This window comes from Haloarcula marina, assembly GCF_024218775.1.
Lineage (GTDB): Archaea > Halobacteriota > Halobacteria > Halobacteriales > Haloarculaceae > Haloarcula > Haloarcula marina.
Genome location: NZ_CP100404.1, coordinates 618,610 through 633,550, shown reverse-complemented (window position 1 = coordinate 633,550; position 14,941 = coordinate 618,610). Strand labels below are relative to the sequence as shown.

Below are 14,941 nucleotides of genomic sequence, written 5' to 3'. Positions count from 1 at the left end.
CTAGACTGCGTCCTCCAGTTCGATTCGCGGAGCGATGCCGAGCGCCTTCATCTCGTCGAGCAGGAGTTTGAACGCGTAGGACATCTCCACCTCGTGGATGTCCGTCTCCTCCTCGCAGTTCGGGCAGTAGATGCGGCGTTGCTCGACGTTCTCCACGGCGGTCATGCCACACTGGCCACAGACGTTGATCCACTCGCGGTCAGACTCGTCTAAGAGTCGTTCCTTGAGGGCCATCGCCGCCCCGTGGCCGATGAGCACGTCCCGTTCCATCTCACCCACACGGAGACCACCCTCGCGGGCGCGTCCCTCCGTGGGCTGGCGGGTGAGCACCTGCACCGGCCCGCGCGAACGGGCGTGCAGTTTGTTCGAGACCATGTGGTAGAGTTTCTGGTAGAAGATGTCGCCGACGAAGATGTCGGCTTCAATCTTCTCGCCGGTGACGCCGGAGTACATCGTCTCCTTGCCGCTGGAGTCGAAGCCGTGGGCTTCGAGCGAACCGCGGAGTTCCTCCTCGTCCTCGCCGGTGAAGGCCGTCCCGTCGACGCGGCGGCCTTCGAGCGCGCCGACCTTCCCGCCGATCATCTCCAGAATGTGGCCGACGGTCATGCGCGAGGGGAGCGCGTGCGGGTTGATGACGAGGTCGGGGACGACGCCCTCCTCGGTGAAGGGCATGTCCTCCTGCGGTGCGATGTGGCCGACGACGCCCTTCTGGCCGTGACGGCTCGCGAACTTGTCCCCGAGTTCGGGGATTCGCTCGTCGCGCACGGACACTTTCGAGAGCTTCGAGCCGTCTTCGCCCTCCATCAGCGTGACGGTGTCGACGACGCCGGATTCGCCCGAGCGCATCGTGACGCTCGTCTCGCGGCGCTTCTGCGGGGAGAGGCCGCCCATGTCGTCCGGTTCTTCGAGGAACCGGGGCGGGCTGGTCTTCCCCAGCAGGACGGCGTTCTCGCCCACGTCCGTCTCGGGGTTGACGAGGCCGTCGTCGTCGAGGTGGGTGTACGCTTCCTCGCCGCGAGCGCCCCGCACCTCGTCGTCGGGCATCTCGAAGCGGTCCTCCTGCCCACCGGGGTAGCGTCGTTCCTCGCCCTCGTACGTCCGGAAGAAGTGCGACCGGGCGAGCGCACGCTCGACGGACCCTTTGTTCATGACGAGTGCGTCCTCGATGTTGAACCCCTCGTAGCTCATCACGGCGACGACGAAGTTCTGCGCCGCGGGTCGGTCGTCGTAGCCGATTTGCTCCGTGGTCTGGGTCTTGACCATCGAGAGCTGCGGGTAGTGCAGCAGGTGCTGACGGGTGTCCGGGCGGATGCGGTAGTTCGCGCTCGGCAGGCCGAGCGACTGCTTGATCATCCCCGACCCCATCGTAATGCGCGGGCTGGCGTTGTGTTCGGGGTACGGAATCATCCCCGCGCCGATACCGAACATCAGTTGCGGGTCGACTTCGAGGTGCGTGTGGTTCTCGGTGAGTTCGTCCTCGTCGACGCCGACGAGGATGTCCTCCTCTTCTTCGGCGTCGATGAACTCGACCACGCCCCGCTCGACGAGTTCCTCGAACTGAACGTCGCCGTCCTTTATCTCCTCCACTTCCTCCTCGGTCATCAGCGGTTCGCCGTCCTCGACGACCAGCAGCGGTCGGCGGGCGCGGCCCGCGTCTGCGTTGATGATGACCTCGTCCGTGCGGTCCTTCACAGAGACGTTGACCATCTGGGAAACGTCTCCTCGGCGTCGGGCCTGTCGGACCTGTTCTGCGAGCTGTTCGGGGTCGGGGTGTGTCCCGACCAAACTGCCGTTTACGTATACTTTGGCTTCGCGTCCCTGACTCATGTTAGTCGTCCGCGGGCTGTTGTTCGATAGACTCGATGCCGGGGATGCCCTGAACCCCCATGTCAGCGAGTTCCTGTTTCAGTCCCTGTGCGTCCTCGACGTCCTGTGACAGCTCCATCGCCTGCGCGAAGTTCTTCACCAGCCCACAGTTCGGGCCCTCCGGCGTCTCGGAGGGGCAGATGCGACCCCACTGGGTCGCGTGCAGGTCCCGCGCCTCGAAGTGCGGTTGCGAGCGCGAGAGCGGCGAGCGCAGACGGCGCAGGTGAGAGAGAACCCCCATGAAGTCGGTGCGGTCGACCAGTTGGGAGACCCCGGACCGGCCGCCGACCCAGTTCCCCGTCGCGATGGGGTGTTCGAGCCGTTCGGTCAGCACGTCGGAGCGGACCACCGTGGAGACAGACAGTTGGCGGTTCCGCATGTTCGCGCGTTCCAGCTGGTACTTCACGTCCCGGGCGAGCTTGTTCAGCGCCGTCCGGAACAGGTCGGTCATCAGGTCGCCGCTGACCTTCAGCCGCTTGTTGGCGTAGTGGTCCTTGTCGTCGGACTCGCGGCGCTCCAAGGCGAGTTCGAAGCACGCCTCGGCCATCCGGCAGAGGTAGTAGGCCTTGTTGATGCGGACCTCTTCCTCGTCGACGCCCTCCTCGTGGAGGTGCGGCAGGAGGTAGCGGTCGATGACGTAGTTGGCGCGTTTCAGCTGGTAGTTCTTGCCCTGCCCGGAGGCGACGCGCTTGCCCAGCGTCTCGATGGCCTCTTCGGTCGTCTGGACCTCGGCCTCCTCCAGGTTCTCCAGCATGAACTTCACGATTTCCGGGTCCTCGGAGACGCGGTGGACGATTTCCTCGTCGGACTCGAGTCCGAGTGCCCGCACCAGCGTCACGAAGTCGATACTGCCGGAGACGGACGGGAACGAGACTTCCAGCAGGCCGTCGCGGGTCCGCTCACAGAGAACGAGCGCGCGGTAGCCACGGCGCTGGGAGAACGTCTTGGCGACCTGCACCTCGTCGCCGTACTTCGTGTCGTACTCGGCGAGAATCTTGTTCGGCGCGAGGTCCTCGCTGGTCATCAGGACTCGCTCGGAGCCGTTGACACAGAAGTAGCCGCCGGGGTCGGCGGGGTCCTCGCCGATGTCGATGAGCTCCTCGTCGGAGAACCCGGCGATGTTACACTTGTTCGAGCCGACCATGATGGGCATCCGGCCGATCTTCGTCTCGGTGCGGTCGACGACTTCCTCGGGTTCCTCCTCGCCGCCGCGGACGATAGCCATCTCCATGAACACCGGCGCGGAGTAGGTGATGTTTCGCAGTCGGGCCTCCTGCGGATAGAGCAGTTCCTCGCTCCCGTCGGCCTCTCGGACTCGGGGCGTGACGACGCGAACGTCGCCGAGTTCCACCCACACCGGCTCCTGACCCTCTTTGTCGCCGATGTCCGTCTCGATGGTCTCTTTCTCGTCGACCACCTGTTGCATCCCTCGGTCGAGGAACGCGTTGAACGAGCGGAAGTGGTGTTCTGCGAGCCGTTCCTTTGCGAAGTACTCACGCGAAATAGCGCGTCGGTCCTGTGTGTCCATTATTCGACCACCAGTCGATAGACGACTGCTTCGTCGGTTGTTCGCGAATCCCGAACGATTCGGATGACATCGCCGACCTCCGCGTCGTCCGGAAGTCCCGGGTCGGCGCGTTTGATTTTGGGGAGGTCGGTCTTCCTGATGTCGTACTCGTCGAGCACTGCCTCGAGGTCGTCCTCGTCGACGACGCTGTGGTCGGGGACGAGGTCGTGTTGACTTACATCTACCATGTGTGTGTGCGTGCGTGGGGCCTGCTACTGGAGAAGGTGGCTGTCACGAGATACTACAGGTCGTTATTGTCGGCACGCATATAACACTTACCAACTCTGACGGCAGTAGCTACTCGACCCCACGACCCGCACACGGAATCCGTGGGATGGCCACTCGTACCAACCCTTTCGAGCAGACGAAGTATAGAAGTTTGGGTCCCGCCACGGGTACACATCCCAGAGCGCCTTCCTTTGGAAAGTCTTAATACTACCACCCAGATACGATGAAGTGCAGCAAGGCAGCGTGCCCGGATGGTGTAGTGGCCCATCATACGACCCTGTCACGGTCGTGACGCGGGTTCAAATCCCGCTCCGGGCGTACTTTTGCGACGAACGAATCCGTGAGTCGAAAATCCGTATCGAGCGGATTTGACCCCTGACAGTCGCGTACAGCGAACGACGTGAGCGAGCACGTCTGTTTCCGGTTCAAATCCCGCTCCGGGCGTCTTCTACTGCGAACAACTCCAGCGAGCGTCGCGTGTGCTCGGCCCTGTGAGCAACGAAACGCCGAGAGGGATGTGAACCACGCGAGACGAACGCAGTGCGTCTCGCCCGGATGCAAATGCCGACGGCGCAGTCCGTCGGCGGTCACGCCGTAGAGCGCTCACTCCCGTCGCGAGCGTCTGTCGTTCTGGAATTGCCGTCCGAGTAGCGACCGCGGAACACCAATTCTCGCCGTCGATATCGCGGCTAGCGGACACATAACCATACGGGACCCTCGAGAAGCGCGGCACGTGAGGGGGAGTGGCCCCCTCTCCCTGTCATAGGCCCGCCCCGAGAGGCGGACGTGCGGACAGTCACCACACATCGGCATATGCTTTGTCCCCGCTGACTCCCGAGTCCGCCGCCGACAGACTGTTTAGGCGGCATCACGGAACGTGCCCTATGGACGACGTGGATGGCGAGGAGATGCCGGGGGCCATCGTCGAGGCGTTCCTCGAACGCGAGGAGGGCGTGCGAGCGCTGCTCGAAGAACTGGAGAAGCTGACCATCGAGGGGCGACACGACGAGGTGCGAGAGCGGGTCCGGAACCTCGCCGACAACAGTGAGTCGGTGTTCTACACCGTCGCGTTCAGCCTCACGAACTCCCGGCAGTTCTTCGGCGACGTGGAGGCTCAACTCGACGTGACCGCGGCCGACCGTCTGCGGGCCCTCGCGGAGACGTACCCCACCCTCGCCGGCCCGTTCAACATCGTCCGGACCGAACGGGCCGAGAACCGCCGGAACCCGGTGACCGACACGAGCTATACGGTGACCTACCACCACACCGTCGAGTCGCCGATGGTCACGTACAGCCCGCTCTCGGGCGACCGAGAACTGTACGAGTCCCGCGGGACGCCCAGCGAAGTGCTCCGGGTGTCGACGGACCTCGCGGCGGCGACCACCGACGCCCTGGACGTGGCGCTGGAGAACGACTACTCGGTCAACACCGAGGAGTTGAGCACGCTCATCGACCGCCGCGAGGAGTTAGAGACCGAACTGTCGCGTCTGCGCGACCAACTGGACGAACTGCGGCGCAAACCGGTCGAGGAGTAGCCGCTGGCGGCCGAAGAGCGTCCCGACCCACAACGGCGGCGTTTATGTACCGTCACACAATACGGATACGTAGATTCTCATGGGTCTGGAGAGACTAGCTAATCAGGTCGAGAAGGAAAGCCGCGACTTGGCGATTCTCGAAGTCGTCATCGAACAGGGACCGATTGGCATCGTCCGCCTCTCGGAGGAGACGGGCATTCCGGAGCACAAAGTCCGGTACTCCCTGCGCATGCTGGAGGACGACGAACTCGTCGACCCGACGCCGCAGGGGGCGATTCCGGCCGACGACATCGAGACACGCGTCGCCACAATCAACGAGGGTATCGACGGCCTCGTCGAGCGCTTAGAAGAACTCGAAGAACTGTTTCCCGCGGTCGAAACCGCCGACTGACCAGTTAACCGTTTTGACGACGGCGGCCGAATCTTCGGTATGGACCTCGCGCTCATCAGCGACACGCACATCCCCTCGCGGGCGACGGCGGTTCCCGAGCCGTTCCGCGAGCGCATCGAAGCCGCCGACCACGTCATCCACGCCGGGGACTTCGACAGCGAGGGGGCGCTGTCGAACGTCCGGGCGATGGCGGCGCGACTGACCGCCGTCGGCGGGAACATGGACCCGCGCATCGGCCTGCCGGACGTGGCGACGGTGGAACTCGGCGGCGTCACCTTCGTCGTCACGCACGGCACGGGGTCACATCGGGGCTACGAGGACCGGGTCAGGGGCATCGTCCGCGAGGAAGCGGGGCCGGACGCCGTCGGCGTCTCGGGGCACACCCACGAGGTGCTGGACACGACCCACGGCGGCGTGCGCCTGCTGAATCCGGGGAGCGCCACGGGAGCGTCACCGGCCGACCGCGCGACGATGATGACCGCCACCGTCGGCGACGGCGACCTCAGCGTGCGTCTGCACGAACTGTAGCGGCCGTCTCGAACAGGGCATCGGCCGCGTCCTGCGTGGGCGCGAAGGCGGAGAGCGGCCCCTCGTCGTCGACGGCGGTGACCGCCGCGCCGAAGGTGGAGATGCCCGCGACGAAGTTGTTCGTCCCGTCGAGCGCGTCGACCCCATCGCGTGCAGGAGGAGGAACGCCGCGAGACGGGCGTCCATACCGGCGTTCGGGGGTCGGCGCGCAAAACCGCCACGGACCCCGACCGGACCGCGCGGTCCGCTACCGGCATCGATTGCCACCGTCGGACGCGCTTGCTACTAACGGCGTCCTTTTTCCGGCGGAACCCGCAGAGAGGGTATGGAAGTGTTCGCAGTCGAGGGGTTGCCGGAGGTCCGCCCCGGTGACGACGTGGCCGAACTCGTCGCGGAGCGGGCGGACCTGCGGGACGGCGACGTGGTCTGCGTGGCGAGCACCATCGTCTCGAAGGCCGCGGGTCGGCAGGCGAACCTCGACGACTACGCGCCCGGCGAGCAGGCCCGGCGCATCGCCGACACCATCGGCGCGGTCACGGACGAGGAGAAGGACCCGCGGTTCGCCCAGGCCGTCGTCGAGGAGAGCGAGGAGATTCTGGTCGAAGCGCCGTTCATCCTCGCGGTCACCCGCTTCGGCCACATCACGGTCAACGCGGGCATCGACCGCTCGAACGTGCCCGACGCTGACCTCCTTTTGCTCCCCGAGGACCCCGCCGACTGCGCCGAACGGATTCGCACCGGCATCCGCGAACGGACCGGCGCGGACGTGGCCGTCGTCGTCACCGACACGTCGGGCCGCCCGTTCAGACTCGGCCAGCGCGGCGTCGCACTCGGGTGGGCCGGTGTCCCGGCCGCCCGGGACTGGCGCGGCGAACGCGACCGCGAGGGTCGAGAACTCGGCGCGACGGTCCAAGCCGTCGTGGACGAACTCGCCGCCGCCGCGAACCTCGTGACCGGCGAGGGCGACGGCGGGACGCCGGTGGCCGTCGTCCGCGGCTTCGAGTTCGGCGACCACGCCGGGAGCGACGACCTGTACCGAGACCCGGAAACCGACGTGGTCAGAGACGCACTCAGCGAGTGGTCACATGTACGCGATTGAACTCACCCCCGAGCACCCCGTCGCACAGCTAGCCGACTTCGCCGTCGAAGCCGAAGCCAACGGATTCGACGCCGTCTTCGCCAGTCACCACTACAACAACCGCGACCAGTTCATGGCGCTCGCGTCCATGGCGGAACGGACCGACGACGTGTTACTCGGGCCCGGCATCGCCAACCCCTACGAGACCCATCCGGTGACGCTGGCCTCGCGGGTGGCGACCCTCTCGGAGATGAGCGACGGCCGCGCCCTCTTCGGCGTCGGCCCCGGCGATAAGTCGACCATCCGCAACCTCGGGTTCGACCACGAGAACGCCCTTCGTCGCGTGCTGGAGACGTTCAAAGTCGCCCAGCGACTCTGGGACGGCGAGCGCGTCGACCACGACGGGACCTTCCGGGCGGACGACGCGGGCCTGAACTACGACGCCGGTGAGATTCCCGTCTACGTCGGCGCGCAGGGACCGCACATGACGCGGATGGCGGCGAAGCACGCCGACGGCGCGCTGTACAACGGCGCGCACCCGAAGGACCTCGCGTGGGCACGGGAACAGGTCGATGACATGGCCGACGACAGAGTGGCCGAGGGCAAGTTCGACCTCGCGGCCTACGCCAGCGTCTCCGTCGCCGAGGACGCCGACGAAGCACGGACCGCCGCCCGCCCGCCGGTTGCGTTCGTCACCGCGGGGTCGCCGCCGCCGGTGTTAGACCGCCACGGCATCGACCGCGACGCGGCGAGTGACATCGGCGACGCCATCTCCGCCGGGGAGTTCGAGAGGGCGTTCGACCTCGTGACTGCGCCGATGCTGGAGGCCTTCTGTATCGCTGGGACGCCGGAAGACGTGGCCGAGCGCGTCGAACAACTGCGAGAATACGCAGACAGCGTTGTGTTCGCGTCGCCGCTCGGCCCGGATGTCGCCGAGGCTATTGGGCTTCTTGGGGCGGCGACCGACCGCTTCCCGGCCGAATGAACAGCGAGAAGAACGCGCCCAGCGAGAGGTAGCCGAACACCGCCGAGGCGACTCCGACGAACAGCGCGCCGAAGAGGATGAGAACCGCCGACAGCGGGTCCGCCAGCGCGACGTCTACGAACCGGCCCGGCATGTCGATGATGCTCTGAACGAGTTCCGTGAGTAACCCTTGCATACGCTGGGGTTAGCGGTGCCCCCACTTTGCGCTTCCGCTCGCGGCACGGCGTCACACAGGTATTTGGCGCTCCCGTCCGGACAGAGTCTCATGGACGAAGACGCTTCTCTCGACCGGTTCCTCGGCGAGGAGGGCGACGACCCGGAGCGCGAGGGACGTGCCGACGGTGCTGAATCGGCAACCGGAGCGGCGACCGGCGAGCAACCCGCCGACGAGACATCGACTGACGAGAAACCGACAGGCGACACCGAAACGACCGACGGTATCGTACCGGCGACGACCACGTACGCGTGGTCGCCCGACGGGGCGGCCTGCGGCGCGTGCGGGACAGCGGTCGAGCGGCGGTGGCGACAGGACGGCGACCTCGTCTGCCCGGACTGCAAGGAGTGGGACCAAGCGTAGCTCGGTCGTGTGTGGAAAGTGTGCACCCAGCAGAGTTACGTGTTTTCGTCCCGAACAAGGCGTAACTGGAACCGCGAACGGTGTGGACGAACGCCACGGCGCAGGGAGACCGCGGGAGAAGGATGGGACTGGGAACATCGACCCGTGCTCGGGCGTTCGTCGTGCGGCCCCGCTACTCATGACAGATACGGACACAACACGCGGCCAACAGTCGGACAGTGCACTGCGCGACGCGACGCGCGTGGCGACGCAGGTAATCGAGAACGTCGAGACGGTCATCGTCGGCCATCACACTGAAGTCGAACACATCGTCACCGCGATGCTCGGTCGGGGTCACATCCTCTTAGAAGACGTGCCGGGCGTCGGCAAGACGATGCTGGCCCGGGCCGTCGCCGCCTCGTTCGACGGCGAGTTCAAGCGCGTGCAGTTCACGCCGGACCTCCTGCCGACGGACGTGACCGGCGTCAACGTCTACAACCAGAAGACCCAGGACTTCGAGTTCCGCCGCGGCCCCATCTTCGGCAACGTCGTGCTGGGCGACGAGATAAATCGCGCGCCCCCGAAGACCCAGTCGGCGCTCTTGGAGGCGATGGAGGAGGGGCAGGTGTCCGTCGACGGGACGACCCACGCCGTCCCGCAACCGTTCACCGTCATCGCGACGCAGAACACCGTCGAGCAGAACAAGGCCTACGACCTGCCGATGGCCGAACTCGACCGGTTCATGATGAAACTGCACCTGGGGTATCCCGACGAAGACGAGGAGACGGCGATGCTCGCCGACGTTGTCGGCCATCACCCCATCGAGGAACTGACGCCCGTGGCGTCACTGGAGGAACTTCGCGCGGCCCGAGACACCGTCGCCGAGATTACGGTCGAGGAACCGATTCGGGCGTACGCGACCCGCCTCGCTCGCTACACCCGCGAGAACGCACAACTGGGGGTCAGTCCCCGTGGGAGTATCTCTCTACTGCGCGCCGCGCAGGCCCGCGCGGCGTTGGAGGGGCGTGACTACGTCGTCCCCGACGACGTACAACGGGAGGCCCCGGTGGTGCTCCCACACCGGATTCGGACCGACAGCAGCGAGCAGACCGCCACCGACCTCGTCGCGGCGGCCCTGAACGCAGTCGACGTCGAATGAGGCCCACCCGTCGCGGCGTCGGCGTCCTACTGGTCGTCGCCGTCGCCACGGCAGTCGCCGCCCGCTTCGGACAGCAAGCGCTCGGCGCGGTCATCGGCCCCCTCGTCATCGCGTTCCTCGCGGCGGTCGGGCAGGTGTACGTCGCCGGGACGCCGACCGTCGAACGCACCGTTCCCCGACGGGGGTTCCCCGGCGAGCGCCGGACCGTCGAACTCGACGTCGACGGGAGCGGTATCGCCCGTCTGACCGACACCCTCGGCGACGGCCTCGGCGGCGAGGCGAGCGCCCGCCACTCCCTCCCGGTGACGATGCGCTACGAGGTGACCTACGAGCGACGCGGCGAGCACCGACTCGGCCCCGTCGACGTGCGACTGACCGACGCGCTGGGACTCGTCGTCGCGACCACGACGCTCGACGTGACCGACGACGTGCTCGTCTACCCCTCGGTGTACCGACTCGGCGGCCCGGATGCGTTCGTCCGGACGCTCGTTCCCGACGCCGAGGACCGACAGGCGTTCGACCGCCTGCGCGAGTACGTCCCCGGCGACTCCCTGCGGGACGTCCACTGGAAGTCCAGCGCCAAGCGGGACGACCTGCTGGTCAAGGAGTTCGCCGACCGGAGCAGCGACCGCGGACTCGTCGTCGTCGCGGAGGCCGACGAGGGCCACGACGACGAGATGGCGGCGGCCGCCGCGACGATAGCGATGGGGGCCTTGGAGAGCGGTCTCGGGGTCGAACTGGTCACCCCCGGCGGGGCCGTCGAGCCCGGCTACGGTGACACCCACCGCACCCGCCTGCTCGAGACGCTCGCGCTCACTCCGGCGGGCGAGACGGGACGGGCCGGAGACGCCGACGTGCTGGTACGGGCCGACGAAGCGGGCGTCACCGTCACCGTCGAAGGCCGCCGCCGGGACTTCGAGGACGTGACCGTGAGTCGGGACAACCCGCTCACCGGGGAGGCGGTAACGTGAGCGGCGTCGCCTCGCGGCTTCGCGGACCGGTCCCGTGGCGCGGGACGCGACTGCTGGCCCTGCTGGCGGTGGCGCTGGCGCTCGGCGCGCCGCTCCGGACGATGTACCACCTCATCGACGTGGTCGGCGACCCGACGCTGTTCCTCGCGGTGGCCGCCGGTGCGCTGGTCGCCGCGGCGGTGCTGGCCCGCGTCCTGCACCCGGTGCTGGCGCTCGCCGTCGGGGCACTCCTGTTCGGGGCCGGTCTCGTCTGGTACATCACGAACCTCTCGACGGACCCCGCCTTCAGCGCGTTGCTTCGGGACACGGCCGCGCTCCTCACGGGGCGGCGACTCCTCCAAATCGCCAACGTCCGTCTGTGGGTCATCTCCTTCGCGCCCGCGCCGGTGTTCCTCACCACGTACTTCGCGCTCCGGCGGTGGTACGTCACGGCGGCGCTGGCCGCCGGGACGGCGCTCGGCTTCTTCGTCCTGACGACGGACGCGACGGTGGTGACGACCCTGCTCGGCGTCGTCGGCGCGTTCGCCGCCATCGGCTTCGGAACGCTGGATACGGTGGGAAGCGCGGCGTCGACGACGCGGGACATCCCCGGCGAGTCGTCTCGTCAGCGCGAGGCGAGCGAGGGCATCGACTCCGGCCGTCGCGCGGTGTTAGAGCAGTTGGCGGCCATCATCGTCGTGCCAGCGATACTGTCGCGCCTGCCAGCGGTGGCGGGGACATCCCTCTCGTTCGCCGACGAGGGGGGCACGACGATGGAGGGGAGCCTCATCGAAGCGGACGAGGCGCTGACCGTGCAGGGCGACATCTCGCTGACGCCGACGGTTCGCTACACCGTCGAGAGCGACGATGCCCGGTACTGGCGAGTCGCCGCCTACGACCGCTACACCGGCGACGGCTGGGTCCGAACGGGCAACGCCAACCCTTACGACGGCAACCGACTCCAAGGCCCGCCCGGCGACAGTCGGACGCTCCGGCAGTCCTTCGAGGCCGAATCGGACATCGCGACCGTCCCGTCGGCGTGGCGGCCGGTGCGGTACAGCGGAGACGCCGCCGTCGAACTGACCTCTCACGGGGGGTTCCAACCGGTAACGGGCCTCGCCACCGGCGACAGCTATCAGGTCACCAGCGAGGTGGTGGTGGCGACGCCGCGACAGTTGCGGGAGGCCGGGACCGACTACCCCGACCGTGTCAGCGAGCGATACCTGTCGCTGCCTGACAGCACGCCCGACCGGGTCGGCGAGACGACGGCGACGCTGACCGCGAACGCCGAGAACCCCTACGAGACGGCGCTGGTCGTCGAGCAGTGGCTCCAGAACAACCGCGAGTACTCGCTCGACGTGGACCGACCCGACCGCAACGTCGCCGACCGGTTCCTCCACGCCATGAACCGCGGCTACTGCGTCTACTTCGCCACGACCATGGTCGTGATGCTTCGCACGCAGGGCATCCCCGCCCGCTTCGTCGTCGGCTACACCCCGGGCGAACGGGTCGGGGAGAACCGCTGGGTCGTCCGCGGTCTGAACTCCCACGCGTGGGTCGAGGCGTACTTCCCGGGCCACGGCTGGATACAGTTCGACCCGACGCCGAGCGGTCCCCGCGAGGCCGCCGAACAGGCCCGCGTCGAGGAAGCGCGCGCCGAACCGAACGCCTTCGTCGACACCAGCGAGACGGGCGCGAACAGTTCGTTCACCGAGACGGAGACGCCGACGCCGCCGCCGCTGACCGAGACGAACGGCACCGACACCAACCAGACCGAGACGCCCGCGACGACCAACGGGACGACGCCGACGCCGTTCTCGCGGGACCGTCCCTCCGGACCGACCGGGGGCGCGAACACCGGGCTGCAACTCCCGGACCTCCCCTCACGCGAGGAGGCGGCGCTGGGGCTCGTCGCGGTGCTCGGGACGGCCGCCGGACTGCGGCGGACGGGCGTGACACAGCGCCTCTCCCGGGAGGTATGGCTCCGGTATCAGCGCCGCGAGGATCCGGAGACGGACGTCGAACGGGCGTTCCAGCGCGTGATGTACGTCCTCTCGAAAGAGCATCGGCCCCGCGAGAGCGGCGAGACGGTGCGGGCGTATCTCGACGCGGTCGACGCCGACGAGTCGGTCCGCCGGGTCGCGGCACTGCGAGAGCGACTCCGCTACGGCGGGGACGTGACCGAGGCGGCGGCCGACGAAGCGGTAGACATCGCCAACACCGTCGTCTCGGACCGGTAAGCCCCGCTTTCGCCCGACAGTGTTTAATACGAAGGTTTCGTACGGCCCGATGTAATGTCGGAAGTCTGCTCGACGTGTGGGCTGCCTGAGGAGCTTTGCGTCTGCGAGGACGTGGCCAAAGAATCCCAGGAGATTAACATCCGCATCGACGAGCGCCGTTACGGGAAGGAGGTAACGATTATCGAGGGGTTCGACCCGAAAGACGTCGACATGGACTCACTGTCCTCGGACTTGAAATCCAAGTTCGCTTGCGGCGGGACCGTCGAAGACGGGCAAATCGAACTCCAGGGCAACCACACCGGTCGCGTCGAGGACTTCCTCCGCGATAAGGGCTTCAACGTCGCCTAAACACCTCCCCGTCGGACGGTTCTATCGAGAGTGTCCCCGTGAGTGCCGACAGTGGCGAACAGACCCACAAACCGGCCGAAACAGTAACGTACCCAAATATTAGTATGGTATATACATGGGCAAGGGTGAGGGGGACTCGATACTCGTGGTCAGCGGCGACTCGGCGGGTGAACTCGAAACGGGACTGGCTGTCGACGGCGCGTCGGTCACGCGATTGGCGGACGCGAACGACGTGTTCGACGAACTGACGAACGGCGTCTATCACTGTTTGGTGCTTCCGGCGAACGTCGACGGGCGACCCGGCGCGGACATCGCCCACGGCGTCACGACGCTGTTTCCGGACCTCCCGGTGGTCATCGTCGGGACCGATACTGCGACGGTCCGGACCGACGGTGACGTGCGGGCCGTCGACGCGGCGGTCGGATCGACCGCCGTCGCCGAGGCTGTTCACGACAGTCTCCGATGCGAGACGCCCGCCGTCGCGGGCCGAGAGCCGTCGCCGATGGAGACGCTGTTGCTCTCGTTGTTCAACGAGATGCCAGACCACCTCTACGCGAAAGACGAGCGCGCGAGGCACGTCCTGATGGGGCGGGGGTTCAACGAACCGACCGACCGAATCGGCCGCACGGACCCCGAGGTGTCGGAGTTGGCGACCGAGCACGCCGAGGCCGCCTATCAGGACGAGATGGACGTCATCCGCAGGGAGACGGAGCGCATCGACGTCGAGGAGTTTCTGGACCTCGACGCTTCGTACGTCCGGACGCGGAAGGTTCCGTGGTACGACGCCGACGGCGATATTCGTGGACTGGTCGGCCTGACGCGGGACATCACCGCCCGAAAGAACCGCGAACACGAGTTGCGCCGCCAGCACGAGCGGATGGTGAAAGTCGCTCTCGTGGCCGCCCACGAGTTCCGCAACGAACTCCAAATCGCTCACGGTCGTCTCGAACTGCTCGACGACGGCGATTCCCAAATCGCCCCCATCGACGACTCGCTCGCTCGCATCTCCTCGCTCGTCGACACCGTCGTCCAACTATCCACCAGAGAACACGACGCTGGCGAACAGAAGCCGGTGTGGCTCTCGCGCCTGAGTCGCGAGGTCTGGGACACGTTGGCCGACGAGGCGGCGACGCTCGAAATCGCCTGTGACTCGCGACTCATGGCCGACCAGGAGGCCGTGAGTCTCCTCCTCCAGTTCCTGTTTCAGAACGCCATCGCACACGGCGGGCAGGCGGTCACCATCACCGTCGGCACGACGCCGACCGGCTTCTTCGTCGAGAACGACGGGCGAGCAATCGACGCCGACCCGCCGGAACGCGTCTTCGACGCCGGGTACACGACCGTCGACGGCAACACCGGATTCGGTCTCTACATCGCCCGAACCGTCGCGGAAGACCACGGCTGGTCGCTGTCGCTCACCGACACCGCCGAGAGGTCGGTTCGGTTCGACATCGAGAACGTCGAGATGTGGGTGTGAGCAGGCGGTGCGGCCACTCTGTCGTGCCGTGCC

Annotated in this window: 15 protein-coding genes and 1 tRNA gene; 12 read left to right on the top strand and 4 right to left on the bottom strand. The window is 67.0% G+C overall.

From position 1 onward, the window contains the following. From rpoB to NJQ44_RS03295, 3 genes are read right to left on the bottom strand one after another with little or no spacing between them, the layout of a single operon-like run. Nucleotides 1–1,827: a DNA-directed RNA polymerase subunit B gene (gene rpoB / locus NJQ44_RS03305; RefSeq protein WP_254273260.1), complete on the bottom strand. Its 1,827-nt coding sequence runs from the start codon at nt 1,825–1,827 to the stop codon at nt 1–3. Nucleotide 1,828: 1 nt separating this feature from the next. Continuing rightward, nucleotides 1,829–3,394 carry a DNA-directed RNA polymerase subunit B'' gene (locus NJQ44_RS03300; RefSeq protein ID WP_254273259.1) on the bottom strand — a complete coding sequence of 522 codons (1,566 nt, stop codon included), beginning with the start codon at nt 3,392–3,394 and terminating at the stop codon, nt 1,829–1,831. Next, the gene (locus tag NJQ44_RS03295; protein WP_254273258.1) at nt 3,394–3,621 is read right to left on the bottom strand and encodes a DNA-directed RNA polymerase subunit H; all 228 of its coding nucleotides are present in this window, start codon (nt 3,619–3,621) and stop codon (nt 3,394–3,396) included. Before NJQ44_RS03295 ends, NJQ44_RS03300 begins: the two co-directional genes overlap by 1 nt. Before the next feature lie 285 nt (nt 3,622–3,906). On the opposite strand from NJQ44_RS03295, the gene NJQ44_RS03290 reads away from it, so the two are divergent. The 6 genes from NJQ44_RS03290 to NJQ44_RS03265 all read left to right on the top strand — a co-directional run bounded on the left by NJQ44_RS03290 (nt 3,907) and on the right by NJQ44_RS03265 (nt 8,178). Next, nucleotides 3,907–3,979, top strand: a tRNA-Asp gene (locus NJQ44_RS03290). Nucleotides 3,980–4,545: 566 nt separating this feature from the next. Continuing rightward, nucleotides 4,546–5,196, top strand: coding sequence for a hypothetical protein (locus tag NJQ44_RS03285; RefSeq protein WP_254273257.1), 651 nt, complete (start codon nt 4,546–4,548; stop codon nt 5,194–5,196). Nucleotides 5,197–5,275: 79 nt separating this feature from the next. Further along, complete coding sequence (locus NJQ44_RS03280; protein ID WP_254273256.1) at nt 5,276–5,587, top strand: winged helix-turn-helix transcriptional regulator; 312 nt, start codon at nt 5,276–5,278, stop codon at nt 5,585–5,587. 39 nt (nt 5,588–5,626) lie between these two features. Beyond that, nucleotides 5,627–6,115 (top strand): metallophosphoesterase family protein, encoded by a 489-nt coding sequence (locus NJQ44_RS03275; RefSeq protein ID WP_254273255.1) that lies wholly within the window; start codon nt 5,627–5,629, stop codon nt 6,113–6,115. A 325-nt stretch (nt 6,116–6,440) separates the two neighbouring features. Beyond that, nucleotides 6,441–7,214 (top strand): coenzyme F420-0:L-glutamate ligase, encoded by a 774-nt coding sequence (locus NJQ44_RS03270; protein WP_254273254.1) that lies wholly within the window; start codon nt 6,441–6,443, stop codon nt 7,212–7,214. Then, on the top strand, nt 7,201–8,178 hold the full coding sequence (locus NJQ44_RS03265) for a 5,10-methylenetetrahydromethanopterin reductase (RefSeq protein WP_254273253.1): 978 nt from the start codon (nt 7,201–7,203) through the stop codon (nt 8,176–8,178). Before NJQ44_RS03270 ends, NJQ44_RS03265 begins: the two co-directional genes overlap by 14 nt. Here NJQ44_RS03265 and NJQ44_RS03260 read toward each other — a convergent pair. Then, nucleotides 8,132–8,353, bottom strand: a complete 222-nt coding sequence (locus NJQ44_RS03260) for a DUF8024 family protein (RefSeq protein ID WP_254273252.1) — start codon at nt 8,351–8,353, stop codon at nt 8,132–8,134. The genes NJQ44_RS03265 and NJQ44_RS03260 overlap by 47 nt on opposite strands. A gap of 90 nt (nt 8,354–8,443) precedes the next feature. On the opposite strand from NJQ44_RS03260, the gene NJQ44_RS03255 reads away from it, so the two are divergent. The 6 genes from NJQ44_RS03255 to NJQ44_RS03230 all read left to right on the top strand — a co-directional run bounded on the left by NJQ44_RS03255 (nt 8,444) and on the right by NJQ44_RS03230 (nt 14,908). Next, entirely contained in the window at nt 8,444–8,755 is a 312-nt protein-coding gene (locus NJQ44_RS03255) for a DUF7573 domain-containing protein (protein WP_254273251.1), read from the top strand. Nucleotides 8,756–8,933: 178 nt separating this feature from the next. Further along, complete coding sequence (locus NJQ44_RS03250; protein WP_254273250.1) at nt 8,934–9,893, top strand: AAA family ATPase; 960 nt, start codon at nt 8,934–8,936, stop codon at nt 9,891–9,893. Beyond that, a complete protein-coding gene (locus NJQ44_RS03245) occupies nt 9,890–10,864 on the top strand; it encodes a DUF58 domain-containing protein (RefSeq protein WP_254273249.1) in 975 nt (324 codons plus the stop codon). The genes NJQ44_RS03250 and NJQ44_RS03245 overlap by 4 nt, the downstream gene beginning before the upstream one ends. Next, nucleotides 10,861–13,083 (top strand): transglutaminase TgpA family protein, encoded by a 2,223-nt coding sequence (locus tag NJQ44_RS03240; RefSeq protein ID WP_254273248.1) that lies wholly within the window; start codon nt 10,861–10,863, stop codon nt 13,081–13,083. The genes NJQ44_RS03245 and NJQ44_RS03240 overlap by 4 nt, the downstream gene beginning before the upstream one ends. A 54-nt stretch (nt 13,084–13,137) precedes the next feature. Next, nucleotides 13,138–13,431: a stress response translation initiation inhibitor YciH gene (gene yciH, locus NJQ44_RS03235; RefSeq protein WP_004516073.1), complete on the top strand. Its 294-nt coding sequence runs from the start codon at nt 13,138–13,140 to the stop codon at nt 13,429–13,431. A 115-nt stretch (nt 13,432–13,546) separates the two neighbouring features. Next, nucleotides 13,547–14,908, top strand: a complete 1,362-nt coding sequence (locus NJQ44_RS03230) for a sensor histidine kinase (protein ID WP_254273247.1) — start codon at nt 13,547–13,549, stop codon at nt 14,906–14,908. Nucleotides 14,909–14,941: the final 33 nt, after the last annotated feature.

Bases quoted from the DNA above. Each gene is read 5' to 3' on its own strand.
- NJQ44_RS03245 (WP_254273249.1), top strand. From the start codon at position 9,890: ATGAGGCCCACCCGTCGCGGCGTCGGCGTCCTACTGGTCGTCGCCGTC.
- rpoB (WP_254273260.1), bottom strand. From the start codon at position 1,827: ATGAGTCAGGGACGCGAAGCCAAAGTATACGTAAACGGCAGTTTGGTC.
- yciH (WP_004516073.1), top strand. From the start codon at position 13,138: ATGTCGGAAGTCTGCTCGACGTGTGGGCTGCCTGAGGAGCTTTGCGTC.
- NJQ44_RS03270 (WP_254273254.1), top strand. From the start codon at position 6,441: ATGGAAGTGTTCGCAGTCGAGGGGTTGCCGGAGGTCCGCCCCGGTGAC.
- NJQ44_RS03265 (WP_254273253.1), top strand. From the start codon at position 7,201: ATGTACGCGATTGAACTCACCCCCGAGCACCCCGTCGCACAGCTAGCC.
- NJQ44_RS03260 (WP_254273252.1), bottom strand. From the start codon at position 8,353: ATGCAAGGGTTACTCACGGAACTCGTTCAGAGCATCATCGACATGCCG.
- NJQ44_RS03285 (WP_254273257.1), top strand. From the start codon at position 4,546: ATGGACGACGTGGATGGCGAGGAGATGCCGGGGGCCATCGTCGAGGCG.
- NJQ44_RS03275 (WP_254273255.1), top strand. From the start codon at position 5,627: ATGGACCTCGCGCTCATCAGCGACACGCACATCCCCTCGCGGGCGACG.
- NJQ44_RS03230 (WP_254273247.1), top strand. From the start codon at position 13,547: ATGGGCAAGGGTGAGGGGGACTCGATACTCGTGGTCAGCGGCGACTCG.
- NJQ44_RS03250 (WP_254273250.1), top strand. From the start codon at position 8,934: ATGACAGATACGGACACAACACGCGGCCAACAGTCGGACAGTGCACTG.
- NJQ44_RS03295 (WP_254273258.1), bottom strand. From the start codon at position 3,621: ATGGTAGATGTAAGTCAACACGACCTCGTCCCCGACCACAGCGTCGTC.
- NJQ44_RS03255 (WP_254273251.1), top strand. From the start codon at position 8,444: ATGGACGAAGACGCTTCTCTCGACCGGTTCCTCGGCGAGGAGGGCGAC.
- NJQ44_RS03280 (WP_254273256.1), top strand. From the start codon at position 5,276: ATGGGTCTGGAGAGACTAGCTAATCAGGTCGAGAAGGAAAGCCGCGAC.
- NJQ44_RS03300 (WP_254273259.1), bottom strand. From the start codon at position 3,394: ATGGACACACAGGACCGACGCGCTATTTCGCGTGAGTACTTCGCAAAG.